This is a genomic window from Spiroplasma endosymbiont of Asaphidion curtum (genome assembly GCF_964031085.1).
In the GTDB taxonomy this organism is placed as follows: Bacteria; Bacillota_I; Bacilli_A; order Mycoplasmatales; family Nriv7; genus Nriv7.
The window spans coordinates 329,557-347,122 of record NZ_OZ035001.1; the positions used below are offsets into that span (position 1 = coordinate 329,557).

The following is a 17,566-nucleotide window of genomic DNA, read 5'->3' on the forward strand; positions in this document are numbered from 1 at the left end:
CTAATTAATTTATTTTTTTAAACAATTATGTTCAACAAAATCAACACAAAGTCAATTATCACCAACTAAATCAGTTCTAACAGAATCAACTGCAGATTTAGACGCTCAAATTTTTTGTTCTAATCCGGTTTTTTTATTAATAGAATATATAAACTCTTGACAATAATCTTTGCCAGGCTCATCCACACTAACTCACATTTTCATTTCTAAAACTCCTCAAAAAAATTGCAATAACTTAGTTAAATAACTCAACTAACATAGATAATTAACGGGCGGAGCATACGCTTTCCGCACCGTTTAATCACCATAAAAACTAACTAAAATATTTTTTTATTTACTCCTATTCTTAAAACACCGTAAAACATTTTTAAAATGAATTTTTAAAATAATCAAAACTTACAACCTTTTTATCATGTTCTTTTTCAGCAACAAAAAAACCTAACAACTCATGACCTAAAATCAAACTAGACTCTTGACCTTTATCATTAATAAAAACTAACCGATATTCACCATCTCTAATTATTCCTATACAAATAGAATTCTCATATTTTCCTTTATAAACAAATCGTTTCGAAAACCAAATACCAGTAGATTCATTCAATCACGGAATTGCTGGTGCTTTAATAAGTACTGCATTTTGTGTTTCTTTTAAAAGATATTTTTCAGTATTTAAAAAAATATTTTCAATATTTCTCATATACATACCATCCTTACAATATTTAGTTATATTAAACTAAGTTATATTTAGCTTAGTTATCTAACTAAGTTAAATATTTATTTTGTTAAACATAAATGTTTAACAAAATTTGTTAGTAAACTTCGTTTACTAATTAACTTAGTTTATTACTATCAAGGCACAAAAAAATACAAGGCATAACTAAAAATAATAAATATTAATTTAACCTTATATTTCTTGTAATAAATAAATGAGCTCATATTTATTTATTAATTAACAGCAAATTTGTAAAAACCAAAATCTTATCATATGTATATGGTTTCTACAACATTATCAAAAGTATGTATTGATTTAGCAGTATAATTAGTATAAAATTATATAGTTTTAGTTATGAAAAACAAGGGGGATTTGTTAATGGCATTTAAGATGAAACATTTTGGAGATTATGTTCAAAGAAGAGATTATTCCAAGGTTTCAGGGAAATTAGAATTACCCAATTTGATTGAAGTACAAACTGATAATTATCAATGATTTATAAAAGAAGGCATTCAGGAGGTTTTTGATGAAGTATTTCCAATAACTGACCCTGAGGGAAAAACAACATTATCATTGTTAAGTTGAGAAGTAAAAAAACCACGACGCAACTTAAAACAAACGGAAGAAGAATCAAAGATTTATGAAGTACCAATTTATGCTAAGTTGCAATTAACTGTTATTAAAGATGATGAAAGGATTAATAGTCAAATTGCTAAAACGCCAGATCAAGCAATGTTATTATGAGTAAAAGAAGAATTTGGATTTAAAAATCCAGTATTATCAAAACAAGATGATAATGTTTTTTATTTTGAAGATATTAATGCTGAAGATAAAATTGCTGTTGAAATTATTATTAAAAAGCAAGATGAAGAAGAAATGTTAGTTGATTATACCCTTTGAAGAGCTGGTGAAGTTTTTTTAGGTGATTTTCCGTTAATGACCGATAAAGGGACTTTCATTATTAATGGTAGTGAAAAGGTTGTTGTTTCTCAATTAGTAAGGTCACCAGGAAGTTATTACAAAAAGAATATTGATTCTAAAACAGGAAAAATTATTTATTTTAATGATATTATCCCTTCACGGGGGACATGATTAGAGTTTGAAAGTCATATTAAAAAAGTTAAAACTAAACAAAATAATTTATATAAACATATTTTTCAAGTAAAAATTGATAAGTCACGAAAAACTAATGTTACTGTTTTGTTTACAGCATTAGGTTTAAAAAGAGATGATTTATTAGCGTTGTATAATGATGATCAGTTATTAGTTGATACTTATGAAAGTGATTATATTAGTGGTTTAGAAAAAGGCAGTTGAGAATTTGCGGTTCAAGAAATTTATAAAAAAATTAGATCAGGTGAAACAGCTACTGTTGATGGTGCTAGTAAGTTTCTTTTTGGATTATTATTTGATAAAAGAAAATATGATTTAACTAAAGCGGGCAGATTTAAATTGATTCAAAAGTTATCAATTGTTGATCGGTTATTAAACCGGATTTTGGCTGAAGATATTAAAGATGTTAAAGGTAATGTTGTTTTTAAAAAGGGATATTTAATTACTAAAAAAGATTTAGAATTGTTGCATACGATTTTAAATGTAGGGGCAATGTTGCAAGAAATCAGTTTTCATCCGGATATTAAAAGTCATAATAAAATTCAAAGAGTTTTAGTTTATGCTAATAATGAAATGATTAATCCTGATGATAGTATTGCGATTTTAGGTGTTGATCCGAGTAATAAAATGGAACATATTACGATTCCAGATATTATTGCTTCTTTTTCATATTTATTAAATATTACTAAAGGTTTAGGAAATATTGATGATATTGATCATTTAGGTAATCGTCGTGTGCGAACCGTTGGTGAGTTATTACAAAATCAATTTCGGATTGGGATGGCAAGAATTGAAAAAAATGTTAAAGAAAAGATGTCAACTGCTGATAGTTCTGTTATTAAGCCATCAAATATTATTAATAATAAACCGTTAACAGCCGTTATTGGTGAGTTTTTTAACTTATCACAGTTATCACAGTTTATGGATCAAACTAATCCGTTATCAGAATTAACTAATAAAAGAAGAATTACTGCTTTAGGTCCAGGGGGATTATCTCGTGAACGAGCTGGTATAGAAGTTCGCGATGTGCACTACTCGCATTATGGCAGAATTTGTCCGATTGAAACTCCTGAAGGACCAAATATTGGTTTAATTAATAATTTATCAACTTATGCTCATATTAATAAATATGGTTTTATTGAAACTCCATATCGGAAAGTAAATAATGGTATTGTATTTGAAGTTAATCATTATTTAACTGCTGATCAAGAAAAAAATTATGTTATTAGTCAAGCAAATATTGCAATTGATGATCAAGGAAAGATTATTGAAAAGCAAGTTGCTGCTCGTTTTAGTGGTGAAAATATTATTGCTCCTAACAATGAAGTTGATTATATTGATGTTTCACCACGACAAATTGTTTCCATTGCAACATCTTGTATTCCTTTTTTAGAAAATGATGATGCTAACCGTGCTTTAATGGGTGCTAATATGCAACGCCAAGCAATTCCTTTAATTAAACCACAATCACCGTTAGTAGGTACTGGTGTAGAACATGCTGCTGCTAGAGATTCAGGATTAGCAATTATTTCTTTAGATGATGGAATTGTTGATTATGTTGATAGTAAAAAAATTACTGTTAAGCATAAGGAACGAGTTAAAGTTTATGAATTAAATAGTTTTGATCGTAGTAATAGTGGTACGGCTTTAATTCATTCACCATTGGTAAAACCTGGTGATACTGTTAGCAAAGGTCAAATTTTAGCTGATGGTGCTTCAATGGAAAAAGGTGAATTAGCGTTAGGTCAAAATGTTATGGTGGCATTTACAACTTGAAATGGTTATAACTATGAAGATGCGATTATTATTAGTGAAAGATTAGTATATGATGATGTCTTTACATCAATTCATATTGAAGAATATACTATTGAACGCCGACAAACAAAACAAGGTGAAGAAGAAATAACTCGTGAAATTCCCAATATTCCAGATAGTATGCGTCGTTATTTAGATGTTGATGGGATTGTAATGATTGGTGCGGAAGTTAAAGAAGGCGATATTCTTGTTGGGAAAGTAACACCTAAAGGACAAACCCAATTATCAGCAGAAGATAAATTATTACAAGCTATTTTTGGTGAAAAGTCTCGTAATGTTAAAGATAATTCTTTAATTGTTCCGAATGGTGGTGCGGGAATTATTCAAGCTGTGAAAAGATTTTCTCGTAAAGATGGACATGATTTACCAGTTTCGGTATTAGAAATTGTTAAAATATATGTTGTTCAAAAACGAAAAATTCAAGAAGGTGATAAAATGGCGGGAAGACATGGTAATAAGGGTGTTATTTCTAAAGTTTTACCGATTGAAGATATGCCCCATCTTATTGATGGGACGCCGGTAGATATTATGTTAAATCCTTTAGGAGTTCCTTCGCGAATGAATATTGGTCAAGTACTAGAATTACATTTGGGAATGGCTGCTAAAAAGTTAGGGTTAAAAGTAGCTACCCCAGTTTTTGAAGGTGTAAGTAATGAAGAATTAATTGCCATTATGACAGAAGCCAAGATGGATAATTTTGGAAAAGAAACTTTAATTGATGGTCAAACAGGTGAAACATTTGGTAATAAAATATCTGTTGGTGTAATGTATATGTTAAAACTATCACATATGGTGGAAGATAAAATTCATGCTCGTAATGTTGGACCATATTCTTTAATAACTCAACAACCATTAGGTGGGAAAGCACAAAATGGTGGTCAAAGATTTGGAGAAATGGAAGTATGAGCTTTGGAAGCTTATGGTGCTGCTCATACTTTAAGAGAAATATTAACAATTAAATCTGATGATATTATTGGAAGAACAAAGTTATATACTAAAATTGCTAAGGGTGAAAAATTGCCATTGTCAGGAATTCCTGAGTCATTTAATGTTTTAATTAAAGAATTACAAGGTTTATCAATCAATGTTGTTTTAAAAACTAAAGATGGTAAAGAACATAAGATGTTAAATTATGAAGAAGATGAAGAAAGTAAATTCTAGAGAGGAAGAAATGATAAATGTTTAATGATCACAAAAACTTTAAAGAAATTAAAATTAGTTTAGCTTCTCCAGAAGATATTCGTTCTTGATCGTATGGTGAAGTAACAAAACCAGAAACTATTAATTATAAATCGTTAAAACCAGAAAAGGATGGTCTTTTTGATCAACGAATTTTTGGACCAATTAAAAACTATGAATGTGAATGTGGAAAATATAAAAAAGAAAATAATCGTGGTAAAATTTGTGAACGCTGTGGAGTTCAATTAACAGAGTCAATTGTTAGAAGAAAAAGAATGGGACATATTGAATTAGAAGATCCGGTATCACATATTTGAATGTTAAAAGCATCACCTTCACAAATTGCTTTGGCATTAAATATGCGTACTAAAGATTTAGAGGAAGTGATTTATTTTGTTTCTTATATTGTTTTAGATGCTGGTGATGCTAAAAATTTAAGAGATAAAATGGTTTTAGATTTAGGTAATGCTAAAACTTCACAAGAAACTCGTGAACGATTAATTAAAACTTTAGAAAATATTAAAAAAGATTTAACTGTGGAATCAATTGCTTTTGAAAGAGCACAAGGAATGATTGAAGATTTAAAAAATACTAATATTCCTTTTTCAATGGAAGAATGTGCTCAATTTATTAATAAATATACTAATGCTAAATTTGGTATTGGTGCTGAGGCAATTGAACATTTACTTAAAAATTTAGATTTGAAAGAAGAAATTAAGAAAATTAAAAGAAAAATTCAAGGTAAAAAATCGCAAACGGATAAATTAAAATTAATGCGTTCTTTAAAAACCTTAAATGATTTTTTGTGTTCAGGAAATAAACCTGAGTGAATGATTTTACATGCTATTCCGGTGTTACCACCAGATATTAGACCAATTATTCAATTAGATGGAGGTAGATTTACAGCATCAGAATTAAATGATTTATATCGTAAGATTATTATAAGAAATGAACGATTAAAACGTGTTAAACAAATGGGAGCCCCTTCAATTATTATTAATAATGAAAAAAGGATGTTGCAAGAAGCAGTTGATGCTTTAATTGATAATGATCGTAAAGCGCGCCCTGTAACCGGAAGAGATAAGCGACCTTTAAAATCATTAACAGCAATTTTAAAAGGGAAACAAGGTCGTTTTCGTCAAAACTTATTAGGAAAACGAGTTGATTATTCTGGAAGAAGTGTTATTGCTGTGGGTCCAGAATTAAAAATGTATCAGTGTGGTTTGCCACGCGATATGGCAATTGTTCTTTTTAAACCATTTATTATTGCTGAATTATTAAGAGAAGCTAAAGAAAGTAATAGTAATTTAACTTATAAGATGGCAGAAAAGATGATTGATCAACGCGATGAACGAGTATGAGATTATTTAGAAGTAGTTATTAAAGAACGGCCAATATTATTAAATCGGGCACCAACACTTCATCGTTTAGGAATTCAAGCTTTTGAACCAAAGTTAGTAAAAGGGAAAGCAATTCGTTTGCATCCATTAGTAACACCAGCATTTAATGCTGATTTTGATGGTGACCAAATGGCAGTTCATGTGCCGATAACAGCAGAAGCTGTTGCTGAAGCACGATATTTAATGTTAGGTTCAAAAAATATTTTAGGGCCGAAAGATGGAAAACCAATTGTAACGCCAACACAGGATATGGTTTTAGGAAATTACTATTTAACTTTTGAAAGTAAAGGTAAAATTGGTGAAGGAAATATTTATCGGAATTTTGATGATGCTGTTTTAGCTTATGATAATAAACAATTACATTTACATGCGATAATTGCTATTCCTGTTGATGCCATGGGTGGTAAGATTAATGTTAATGATAGTAAAAATAAGGTATTAATAACAACGGTTGGAAAATTAATTTTTAATAAAATTTTTCCTGTTGATTTTCCTTATTTTAATGAACCAACAGCAGAAAATCTTGATTATTTAGATGACCGTCATATTATTTTAATTACTGAGGATATCCGAAAATTTGTTGCATCACGAGAAGCAATTTCTCCATTTAAGAAAAGTAGTTTATCAAATATTATTACTAAGTTTTTTAAGAAATATGGAACGCAAAAAACTGCTGAAATGTTAGATAATATGAAAAATTTAGGATTTAAATTTTCAACAATTTCTGGTATTACGATTTCGTCACAAGATATGCAAGCATATGATGATAAAAAAGAAAACTTTATTGAAGCTGATAAATATATTGCTCAAGTTCAAGAATTTTATCGTTTAGGAATGATAACTGAACGCGAAAAACATAAATTAATTATTGAAAAATGATCGGATGTTAAAGATTTAATTCAAAAGAAATTAGAAATAGTGTTAAAGCAAGATATTAATAATCCGATTACGATTATGACTGATTCGGGTGCTCGAAGTAATCTTTCTAACTTTACACAGTTAGTAGGGATGCGAGGATTAATGAATAATCCTAAGGGAGAAGTTATTGAATTACCGATTCTTTCTTCTTTTATACAAGGATTAACGGTTCTTGAGTTCTATATTTCTACGCATGGGGCGAGAAAAGGAATGGTTGATATGGCTTTAAAAACAGCTGATTCTGGTTATTTTACAAGAAGATTAGTAGATGTTGCCCAAGAAATTATTATTGTGATGGAAGATTGTCAATCAGAAAAAGGATTCTTAATTAAAGATATTGTTGATACTAAAAATTATATTGTTATTGTGCCCTTACAAGATCGTGCTTTTGGACGATTTACAAAGTCAGCCGTAATTAATAAAAATGGTAAGGAAATTGTTCCTGCTAATACTTTAATTACTGAAGATATTAATAATGAAATTGAAAAAAATAATATTACGGAATTTGAAATTCGTTCCGTTTTAACTTGTGATGCTTCTAAAGGGGTATGTAAAAAATGTTATGGACTTAATTTAGCAACTGGTGCAATTGTTGATATTGGTGAAACTGTTGGGATTATCGCAGCCCAATCAATTGGTGAACCAGGGACACAATTAACAATGCGTACTTTCCATACGGGTGGTGTTGCTGGTGGTTTAGATATTACTCAAGGGTTACCAAGAATTAAAGAGTTATTAGATAATACGATTCCTAAGGGAGCAGTTGCAATTATTTCTGAAATTGATGGTACCGTTCAAGAAATAAGTGAAGAAAATGGTATTAATATTATTACTGTTGTCTCTGAACATAATGAAAGAAAATATAAAACTCCTTATAACTCTAATATTCGTGTTAAAGTTGGTTCGCTAGTTAAAGCTGGTCAAAAATTAACTGAAGGAGCAATTAATGTTAAACATTTATTAGAAATTGCTGGGATTAAAGAAGTTCAAGAATATATTTTAAAAGAAGTTCAAAAAGTGTATCGTTTGCAAGGAATTCAAATTTCTGATAAATATATTGAAATTATTATTAAACAAATGTTAAATAAAATTCAAATTATTGATAATGGTGATAGTGACTTATTAGTTGGGGAAACAGTTACGATTAAAGAATTTAAAGATATTGTTGGTAAGTTATTATCAGAGGAACGTCGCCCGCCTTTTGGATTCCCAATTATGTTTGGTATTAAAAAAGCACCATTGGAATGTAATTCTTTCTTATCGGCAGCATCATTTCAAGATACTACACGAGTATTAACGAAAGCAATTATTAAAGGTAAAGTTGATACTTTAGAAGGATTAAAAGAAAATGTTATTTTAGGTAATTTAATTCCTGCGGGAACAGGATTATTAGATTCTGAAGATATTATTGCTAGAGGAAAAATTGCTTATGATGAAGAATATTAAAATTTAAATTATTAGATATTTTTTAAATATGCTGAATTATACTTGTAAGTGCAAGTAAATAAAATTGCAAAAAATCTCATATAAAAATTTCATGATGCTAAGTTTATTTTAGAAAAAACAAAGCAAGGAGTTTTTATATGGGTTACAAACATCTTGGCATATATGAAAGAATTTATATTGAGAATCAATTGAAGTTTAAAGTAAAAATTAGTGAAATAGCTAAAAATCTTAATCGAAGTATTAGTACTATTATTCGAGAAGTCAATAGAAATAAAGATAGTAATCATTATTTTTCATTAATTGCACAAAATAAAGCAGAAAACAGAAAACAATCACATGTTTATTTTCATAAGTTTAAAAATAGAGAATTAGTAAAATATGTACAACAAAAATTACTATTAGGTTGATCGCCTGAACAAATTTATGGCAGAATTAAAAATTTTCATAAAGAATGAATTATTAGTTTTAAAACAATTTACAATTGAATTTATTCTGGATTACTTGAAAAAGTTACTAATAAAAATTTAAGAAGAAAAGGTAAGAAACGAAAATCTCAAGAAAATCGCGGTAAATTTAATGGTAAATCAATTAAAGAACGAAATATTAATGTTAATAATCGTATAACTGTTGGTCATTGAGAAGGTGATACTGTAGTATCATCACGAGGTAAAAGTAAATCATGTTTAATAACTTTAGTTGAAAGAACATCAAGATTTACTTTAGCAATGTTAGTTGAAAATAGAACTACTAAAGTTGTTAACGAAAACATTAGCCATTATTTATCAATTCTTCCAAATAATCTTGTTAAGACTATAACATTTGATAGGGGTAAAGAATTTTCTAATTGACAACAACTTGAAAAAAATTTAAATGTGAAAATTTATTTTGCTAATGCGTATTCGCCTTGACAAAGAGGTACTAATGAAAATACTAATGGTTTAATTAGAGAAAAATTTCCTAAAAAATTTAATTTTTCAAATACTACTAAAAATGCAGTTCATAAATTTATATTGTCTTTAAACCAAAGACCAAGAAAAATACTAAATTATCTTTCACCAATCGAATATTTGGTTAGAAAAATAATTTAGTTGCACTTAACTTTACAATTTGGCGATATTTTAAATCGTGTTAGTGATATATTACTTATTAGTTCTCCTGAATTGGAAACTATTTTTGGTTTAACAAATGCAACACCTGGACCTTTTGCAACAAAAATTACAGGATTTTTAGCAACAATAATAACTAAACCTAATCATAATATTGGTGTTACTATTATTGTAGTTTTAGTAGCATATATCTTGATGACTATGCCAGCAGCATTCATTATGATTTGAGCTAATAATAAATCTTGAAAAAATATAAAAAATAAACTATTTCATAATATTTATAAAATAATGAAACCAGTAACGATTGCAATTTTAATTTGAGTAGTTATTGGTCTAATTAGTAATATTTTTTTAGATAGTAATTTTTCATGGATTTATGAAAAGAGTGCTAAAACTATTCAAGTAATGCTTTATTTAGTAATCAGTTTTATTATTAGTTTTGTTTGTTTGTATCGTTTTAAAGTTAATTTATTTTTATTAATATCTTTTTTGGTGGTTTTGGTTTTTTATATTTTTATTTTATTGTCCAAAATTAGTTAATAAATAATCATGATTTAACTTTTAATATTGCAAAAGAGTATTATCAGTTTAGTGTTGACATTAATTGTTGCAGTCTTTATGTGTTGGTAATTTGTTAGTAATTTGTTATATAATTTAACATATTGGGTATAAAAGGAGGAACAAGGATGCGCGAAGATATCACATTACGTTGTGAAATTTGTAAAGAAGAAAATTATATTGATAAGAAAAATAAAAGGTTGCATCCCGAACGAGTAGAATTTAATAAATATTGTTCGCGTTGTAACGCAAAAACAATGCATAAAGAAAAGAAATAATCCTTTTCTTTTTTTATATGCCAAATTGTAAAGTTAAGTGCAACTAAATTATTTTTCTAACCAAATATTCGATTGGTGAAAGATAATTTAGTATTTTTCTTGGTCTTTGGTTTAAAGACAATATAAATTTATGAACTGCATTTTTAGTAGTATTTGAAAAATTAAATTTTTTAGGAAATTTTTCTCTAATTAAACCATTAGTATTTTCATTAGTACCTCTTTGTCAAGGCGAATACGCATTAGCAAAATAAATTTTCACATTTAAATTTTTTTCAAGTTGTTGTCAATTAGAAAATTCTTTACCCCTATCAAATGTTATAGTCTTAACAAGATTATTTGGAAGAATTGATAAATAATGGCTAATGTTTTCGTTAACAACTTTAGTAGTTCTATTTTCAACTAACATTGCTAAAGTAAATCTTGATGTTCTTTCAACTAAAGTTATTAAACATGATTTACTTTTACCTCGTGATGATACTACAGTATCACCTTCTCAATGACCAACAGTTATACGATTATTAACATTAATATTTCGTTCTTTAATTGATTTACCATTAAATTTACCGCGATTTTCTTGAGATTTTCGTTTCTTACCTTTTCTTCTTAAATTTTTATTAGTAACTTTTTCAAGTAATCCAGAATAAATTCAATTGTAAATTGTTTTAAAACTAATAATTCATTCTTTATGAAAATTTTTAATTCTGCCATAAATTTGTTCAGGCGATCAACCTAATAGTAATTTTTGTTGTACATATTTTACTAATTCTCTATTTTTAAACTTATGAAAATAAACATGTGATTGTTTTCTGTTTTCTGCTTTATTTTGTGCAATTAATGAAAAATAATGATTACTATCTTTATTTCTATTGACTTCTCGAATAATAGTACTAATACTTCGATTAAGATTTTTAGCTATTTCACTAATTTTTACTTTAAACTTCAATTGATTCTCAATATAAATTCTTTCATATATGCCAAGATGTTTGTAACCCATATAAAAACTCCTTGCTTTGTTTTTTCTAAAATAAACTTAGCATCATGAAATTTTTATATGAGATTTTTTGCAATTTTATTTACTTGCACTTACAAGTATAATTCAGCATATTAATTTATTAATACGAAAGGATAAATTTTATGCAAAATAAAATTGTTAAAAAACTATTAAAAGAACAAAAGGTTGATGCTTTATTAATTACATCTGATTATAATCGTTTGTGATATACAACATTTTCTTCAACAGCAGGATATTTATTAGTTACTAAAGAAAAGTCGTTTTTAATTTTAGATGGACGATATTATTGAAGATGGAAAAGTGCAAGCAAAAAATATTGATGACATTATTTTAATGGAAAATATTTATGAACAATTAAATGAATTAATTAAGAAACATAACATTAGACTTCTTGCATTACTTATTTATTAAACAAAATTCCTATAAAATATATTTAAAATAGAAATTATAAGGAATTTAAGATTATGAAATTTGATAAATTTAATTTTATTAATGATAAAGAATTATTACGATTAACTGGAATAAAGCAAAGTACTTTTAATAAAATAGACTTCTTGCATTACTTATTAAAATAATTACAAATTATTTGTAAATGCTGAATTATACTTGTAAGTGCAAGTAAATAAAATTGCAAAAAATCTCATATAAAAATTTCATGATGCTAAGTTTATTTTAGAAAAAACAAAGCAAGGAGTTTTTATATGGGTTACAAACATCTTGGCATATATGAAAGAATTTATATTGAGAATCAATTGAAGTTTAAAGTAAAAATTAGTGAAATAGCTAAAAATCTTAATCGAAGTATTAGTACTATTATTCGAGAAGTCAATAGAAATAAAGATAGTAATCATTATTTTTCATTAATTGCACAAAATAAAGCAGAAAACAGAAAACAATCACATGTTTATTTTCATAAGTTTAAAAATAGAGAATTAGTAAAATATGTACAACAAAAATTACTATTAGGTTGATCGCCTGAACAAATTTATGGCAGAATTAAAAATTTTCATAAAGAATGAATTATTAGTTTTAAAACAATTTACAATTGAATTTATTCTGGATTACTTGAAAAAGTTACTAATAAAAATTTAAGAAGAAAAGGTAAGAAACGAAAATCTCAAGAAAATCGCGGTAAATTTAATGGTAAATCAATTAAAGAACGAAATATTAATGTTAATAATCGTATAACTGTTGGTCATTGAGAAGGTGATACTGTAGTATCATCACGAGGTAAAAGTAAATCATGTTTAATAACTTTAGTTGAAAGAACATCAAGATTTACTTTAGCAATGTTAGTTGAAAATAGAACTACTAAAGTTGTTAACGAAAACATTAGCCATTATTTATCAATTCTTCCAAATAATCTTGTTAAGACTATAACATTTGATAGGGGTAAAGAATTTTCTAATTGACAACAACTTGAAAAAAATTTAAATGTGAAAATTTATTTTGCTAATGCGTATTCGCCTTGACAAAGAGGTACTAATGAAAATACTAATGGTTTAATTAGAGAAAAATTTCCTAAAAAATTTAATTTTTCAAATACTACTAAAAATGCAGTTCATAAATTTATATTGTCTTTAAACCAAAGACCAAGAAAAATACTAAATTATCTTTCACCAATCGAATATTTGGTTAGAAAAATAATTTAGTTGCACTTAACTTTACAATTTGGCTAATAAAATAATTTTTTGTTGTGTCAAAATTTACACATTTAATAAAATCCATAAGTATTAAGCTAATAAAAGTTAGAAATTACTATATAGTATTTTTTATTTACAAATAATTTGTAATTATTTTAATAAGTAATGCAAGAAGTCTATTATAACATTAGGATTTGAAAGTGAATATACTTCATATGCTTTATTTACAACTTGAAGTGAAAAATTAGCAGTTTCATTAAAAGCTGTATTAGTAAATAAAATGCGCATGATTAAAACTAAAGATGAAATTAAAAAATTAAAACAAGCTGCTAAGATTGGCGATAAAACATTTAAAGCAATTATTAAAAAAGTAAAACCTAATATGACTGAAAAGCGATTAGAAAGAATTATTATTGATAATTTCCTTAAATTTGGTGGTGAAAAGCCGAGTTTTGATTGCATTGTAGCATCAGGCGTTCCTTCGTCGTTACCCCATGGTAGAGCTACTAATAAAGTAATTAATAATAATGAAATTGTTACTTGTGATTTTGGTGTTATTTATCAAGGATTGTGTTCTGATATGACAAGAACTTTTGTTATTGGTAATAAACTAGATAAAAAATTGGAAGATATTTATAAGATTGTTTTAGAAGCTCAAGATTTAGGAATTAAGGCGATTGCTCCTGGAATATCATCAGGTACGATTGACAAAATATGTCGTGAATATATTACTAAAAAAGGTTATGGCAAATATTTTACTCATAGTACTGGTCATGGTTTAGGAATTGAAGTTCATGAATATCCATATATAACCAATAATTCGGATATTACTTTAGAAGTAGGAATGGTAATTACTGTTGAACCAGGAATTTATATTCCTCAATTAGGTGGTTAGAATTGAAGATGATATTTTAGTAACTAAGAAAGGTTATGAAATATTAACTAAGTCTTCAAGAGATTTAATATTTGTAAAATAATTTATGTTAAAAAAATGATAAAATAAACTTAATAGGAGGTAGGTAATATTGAATAATAGAAGGAAAATAGTTTTAGTTGGTTGTGGAGCAGTAGGGTCATCATTCTTGTATTCTTGCATTAATACCGGTTTAGCATCAGAATATGTTTTAATTGATGCTTTTCAAGATGTTGCTCACGGTAATAGATTAGACTTTGAGGATACTTTAGCATGACAAGAAAGATCCTTTCATAAAGTAACAAACGGTTCGTATCTTGATTGTAAAGATGCTGATATTATTGTTGTTACCGCAGGTCGTCCGCAAAAACCTGATGAAACAAGACTAGATTTAGTAGTCGATAATGCTAAAATAATTAGTAATATTATGAAAGAAATTAAAAATTCTGGATTTGGCGGTATTGTAATTATTGCTTCTAATCCTGTTGATGTATTAACATTCGTTGCCCAAAAAGTTAGTGGTTTTGCTACAAATCGTATTTTTGGATCAGGAACAATTCTTGATTCTTCACGATTAATGTTTGCTTTAGGAGAACATTTTAAAATTTCACCAACATCGGTGACAGCATATATTGCTGGTGAACATGGTGATTCATCCGTTGCATTATATTCCAAAGCAATTGTTGGTGCTGAAAATTTAATGACTTTAAAGAAAAAACAGTTGATTAATGATGAAACATTAAAATCAATTCATAAATTAGTTATTCAAAAAGCTTATGAAATAATTAAATTAAAAAAAGCTACTCATTATGGAATTGGTGTTTGTTTAGCAAGAATTGTTAAAGCAGTTTTAAATGATGAACAAGTGATTTTACCTGTTGGTGCTTATTTAAACGGTGAATATCACCAAAAAAATATTTATACAGGTATTCCTGCAGTCATAGGAAGTAATGGGATTGAAAGAGTAGTACAATTGGATATTAGTGAACAAGAACAAGACCAATTTAATAGTTCTTGTGATGCTTTAAGAAAAGTTATTACTGTCGCTATTGAAGCTATTAATTAGTAAGGAAGATATATTTTTAAGGAGTATAATGGTAATGCCTAAAAACTTAGAAAATGTTGTAGAAATCTTTGATGGTAATGCTGATTTAGTTGCATCAGCATTAAGCGAAGGAAAAACAATTATTATGGCTGTTAATAAAGGACCATTAGCAAATAAATCAATTGAAACTGGTTATTCAGAATTTTTTGATGCGCAAGTAGAATTTAAAGAAGATAAAGAAAATGCTGGTACTTGTGCTTGTGGTGAACCAGCTGATTGTTTAGTTTATATGTGAAGAGAGAATAAATAGAATTTTGTTTAATAAATAAGTAATGCAAGAAGTCTATAGAATAGATTTATTATTAACTTATTCAAAAATGTCAATGAAAACTGTTGTTTTTTAAAATTAGAATATAAAGTTGATGGTTTTATTTTTTAAAAATATTTAATTTATATCGTTAAATAATTAAAATTTGTGGTAATATATACTTATGTTTTTGAAACACTCCGAGGATATATATTGAATTTAATTGATTAAATTGATTAAATATTGGTTTAAAAGATAATTAAAATTATTTTAAAAAAAGTTTAAATTTATGTTGACATTTATTTCCAAATTCAGTATTATCTTAAATGTACTAGTAATTAAGTCGTTAAACTTCTTACTATTACAAAATGATCTTTGAAAACTAAACAGAACAATCTGTCAATCTGATGAGTTATGAAACAAACAATAAAAATTGAAAACATTACTATAAAATGTTTTTTTATTTTCACTTTTTAATGAGAGTTTGATCCTGGCTCAGGATTAACGCTGGCGGCATGCCTAATACATGCAAGTCGAACGAGAGTGCTTTTTTTTTAGCACTTATAAGTGGCGAACGGGTGAGTAACACGTATCTAATTTGCCTTTTTGAGGGGAATAACCGTTGGAAACGGCGGCTAATACCGCATAGGTTATCTTTAGGCATCTAATGATAATTAAAGGTGCGTTTGCACCACAAAAAGATAAGGATGCGCTGCATTAGTTAGTTGGTAAGGTAATGGCTTACCAAGACGATGATGCATAGCCGACCTGAGAGGGTGAACGGCCACACTGGGACTGAGACACGGCCCAGACTCCTACGGGAGGCAGCAGTAGGGAATTTTTCACAATGGGCGAAAGCCTGATGGAGCAATGCCGCGTGACTGATGAAGGCCTTTGGGTTGTAAAGGTCTGTTGTAAGGAAAGAATAGTAAGAATAGGAAATGATTCTTATTTGACGGTACCTTACCAGAAAGCCACGGCAAACTATGTGCCAGCAGCCGCGGTAATACATAGGTGGCAAGCGTTATCCGGATTTATTGGGCGTAAAGGGTGCGCAGGCGGTAATATAAGTCTAAGGTTAAAGATCGAAGCTCAACTTTGATTCGCCTTGGAAACTGTATAACTAGAGTACAGGAGAGGTTAGTGGAATTCCATGTGTAGCGGTGAAATGCGTAGATATATGGAGGAACACCAGTGGCGAAGGCGACTAACTGGCCTGTAACTGACGCTGAGGCACGAAAGCAGGAGTATCAAATAGGATTAGATACCCTAGTAGTTCCTGCCGTAAACGATGAGTACTAAGTGTCGGCTTTAATGTCGGTGCTGCAGCTAACGCATTAAGTACTCCGCCTGAGTAGTATGCTCGCAAGAGTGAAACTCAAAGGAATTGACGGGGACCCGCACAAGCGGTGGATCATGTGGTTTAATTCGAAGCAACGCGAAGAACCTTACCCAGACTTGACATCCAGTGCAATGCTATAGAAATATAGTGGAGGTTAACACTGAGACAGGTGGTGCATGGTTGTCGTCAGCTCGTGTCGTGAGATGTTGGGTTAAGTCCCGCAACGAGCGCAACCCTTATCATTAGTTGCTAACATTTAGTTGAGGACTCTAATGAGACTGCTAGTGCAAGCTAGAGGAAGGTGGGGATGACGTCAAATCATCATGCCCTTTATGTCTGGGGCTACACACGTGATACAATGGTCGGTACAAAGAGTTGCAAATTCGCAAGGGCAAGCTAATCTCAAAAAGCCGATCTCAGTTCGGATTGAAGTCTGCAACTCGACTTCATGAAGTTGAAATCGCTAGTAATCGCGGATCAGCAATGCCGCGGTGAATACGTTCTCGGGTCTTGTACACACCGCCCGTCACACCACGAGAGTTGGTAATGCCAGAAGTTCGTATCTTAACAGTTTACTGGGAGAGCGACCCAAGGTAGGATTGATGATTGGGGTGAAGTCGTAACAAGGTATCCGTACCGGAAGGTGCGGATGGATCACCTCCTTTCTATGGAGTTTATATTTATAAACTAATTACATTAGATTTTAACAAACAACTTTGGTTGAGGATGTTCTGTTTAGTTTTGAGAGATTATTTATCTCTCAAACGCAATATGAGAAA

Annotated in this window: 12 protein-coding genes, 1 rRNA gene and 1 pseudogene; 11 read left to right on the forward strand and 3 right to left on the reverse strand. The window is 28.8% G+C overall.

Features of this window, described 5'->3' with window-relative positions; translation table 4 throughout:
• Positions 1 to 9 precede the first annotated feature (9 nt).
• Together AAHJ00_RS02075 and AAHJ00_RS02080 are read right to left on the reverse strand one after the other, a co-directional pair.
• Entirely contained in the window at positions 10 to 204 is a 195-nt protein-coding gene (locus AAHJ00_RS02075) for a hypothetical protein (protein WP_342224342.1), read from the reverse strand.
• A 163-nt stretch (positions 205 to 367) separates the two neighbouring features.
• Positions 368 to 697, reverse strand: a complete 330-nt coding sequence (locus AAHJ00_RS02080; protein WP_342224343.1) for a hypothetical protein — start codon at positions 695 to 697, stop codon at positions 368 to 370.
• A 393-nt stretch (positions 698 to 1,090) separates the two neighbouring features.
• Here AAHJ00_RS02080 and AAHJ00_RS02085 point away from each other — a divergent pair.
• The 5 genes and pseudogenes from AAHJ00_RS02085 to rpmG form a co-directional block, all read left to right on the forward strand.
• Positions 1,091 to 4,786 (forward strand): annotated as a pseudogene (locus tag AAHJ00_RS02085) (DNA-directed RNA polymerase subunit beta); the annotation flags it as partial.
• Positions 4,787 to 4,818: 32 nt separating this feature from the next.
• Positions 4,819 to 8,583, forward strand: a complete 3,765-nt coding sequence (gene rpoC / locus AAHJ00_RS02090) for a DNA-directed RNA polymerase subunit beta' (protein ID WP_342224345.1) — start codon at positions 4,819 to 4,821, stop codon at positions 8,581 to 8,583.
• A gap of 137 nt (positions 8,584 to 8,720) precedes the next feature.
• Positions 8,721 to 9,671, forward strand: a complete 951-nt coding sequence (locus AAHJ00_RS02095) for an IS30 family transposase (protein WP_342223478.1) — start codon at positions 8,721 to 8,723, stop codon at positions 9,669 to 9,671.
• Positions 9,672 to 10,229: a chromate transporter gene (locus tag AAHJ00_RS02100; protein WP_342224346.1), complete on the forward strand. Its 558-nt coding sequence runs from the start codon at positions 9,672 to 9,674 to the stop codon at positions 10,227 to 10,229.
• Positions 10,230 to 10,375: 146 nt separating this feature from the next.
• On the forward strand, positions 10,376 to 10,525 hold the full coding sequence (gene rpmG / locus AAHJ00_RS02105) for a 50S ribosomal protein L33 (protein ID WP_342224347.1): 150 nt from the start codon (positions 10,376 to 10,378) through the stop codon (positions 10,523 to 10,525).
• Between the two features lie 43 nt (positions 10,526 to 10,568).
• Here the strand turns inward: rpmG and AAHJ00_RS02110 are convergent, their stop codons facing one another.
• A complete protein-coding gene (locus tag AAHJ00_RS02110) occupies positions 10,569 to 11,519 on the reverse strand; it encodes an IS30 family transposase (protein WP_342223478.1) in 951 nt (316 codons plus the stop codon).
• A gap of 140 nt (positions 11,520 to 11,659) precedes the next feature.
• On the opposite strand from AAHJ00_RS02110, the gene AAHJ00_RS02115 reads away from it, so the two are divergent.
• The 6 genes from AAHJ00_RS02115 (at position 11,660) to AAHJ00_RS02140 (ending at position 17,452) form a co-directional block, all read left to right on the forward strand.
• Positions 11,660 to 11,908: an aminopeptidase P family N-terminal domain-containing protein gene (locus AAHJ00_RS02115; RefSeq protein WP_342224348.1), complete on the forward strand. Its 249-nt coding sequence runs from the start codon at positions 11,660 to 11,662 to the stop codon at positions 11,906 to 11,908.
• Positions 11,909 to 12,238: 330 nt separating this feature from the next.
• The gene (locus tag AAHJ00_RS02120) at positions 12,239 to 13,189 is read left to right on the forward strand and encodes an IS30 family transposase (RefSeq protein ID WP_342223478.1); all 951 of its coding nucleotides are present in this window, start codon (positions 12,239 to 12,241) and stop codon (positions 13,187 to 13,189) included.
• Positions 13,190 to 13,466: 277 nt separating this feature from the next.
• Positions 13,467 to 14,075 (forward strand): M24 family metallopeptidase, encoded by a 609-nt coding sequence (locus tag AAHJ00_RS02125; protein ID WP_342224349.1) that lies wholly within the window; start codon positions 13,467 to 13,469, stop codon positions 14,073 to 14,075.
• Positions 14,076 to 14,202: 127 nt separating this feature from the next.
• A complete protein-coding gene (locus AAHJ00_RS02130; RefSeq protein WP_425288881.1) occupies positions 14,203 to 15,159 on the forward strand; it encodes an L-lactate dehydrogenase in 957 nt (318 codons plus the stop codon).
• A 34-nt stretch (positions 15,160 to 15,193) separates the two neighbouring features.
• Positions 15,194 to 15,448: a hypothetical protein gene (locus AAHJ00_RS02135; RefSeq protein ID WP_342224351.1), complete on the forward strand. Its 255-nt coding sequence runs from the start codon at positions 15,194 to 15,196 to the stop codon at positions 15,446 to 15,448.
• Between the two features lie 469 nt (positions 15,449 to 15,917).
• Positions 15,918 to 17,452 (forward strand): 16S ribosomal RNA (locus AAHJ00_RS02140).
• Positions 17,453 to 17,566 lie beyond the last annotated feature (114 nt).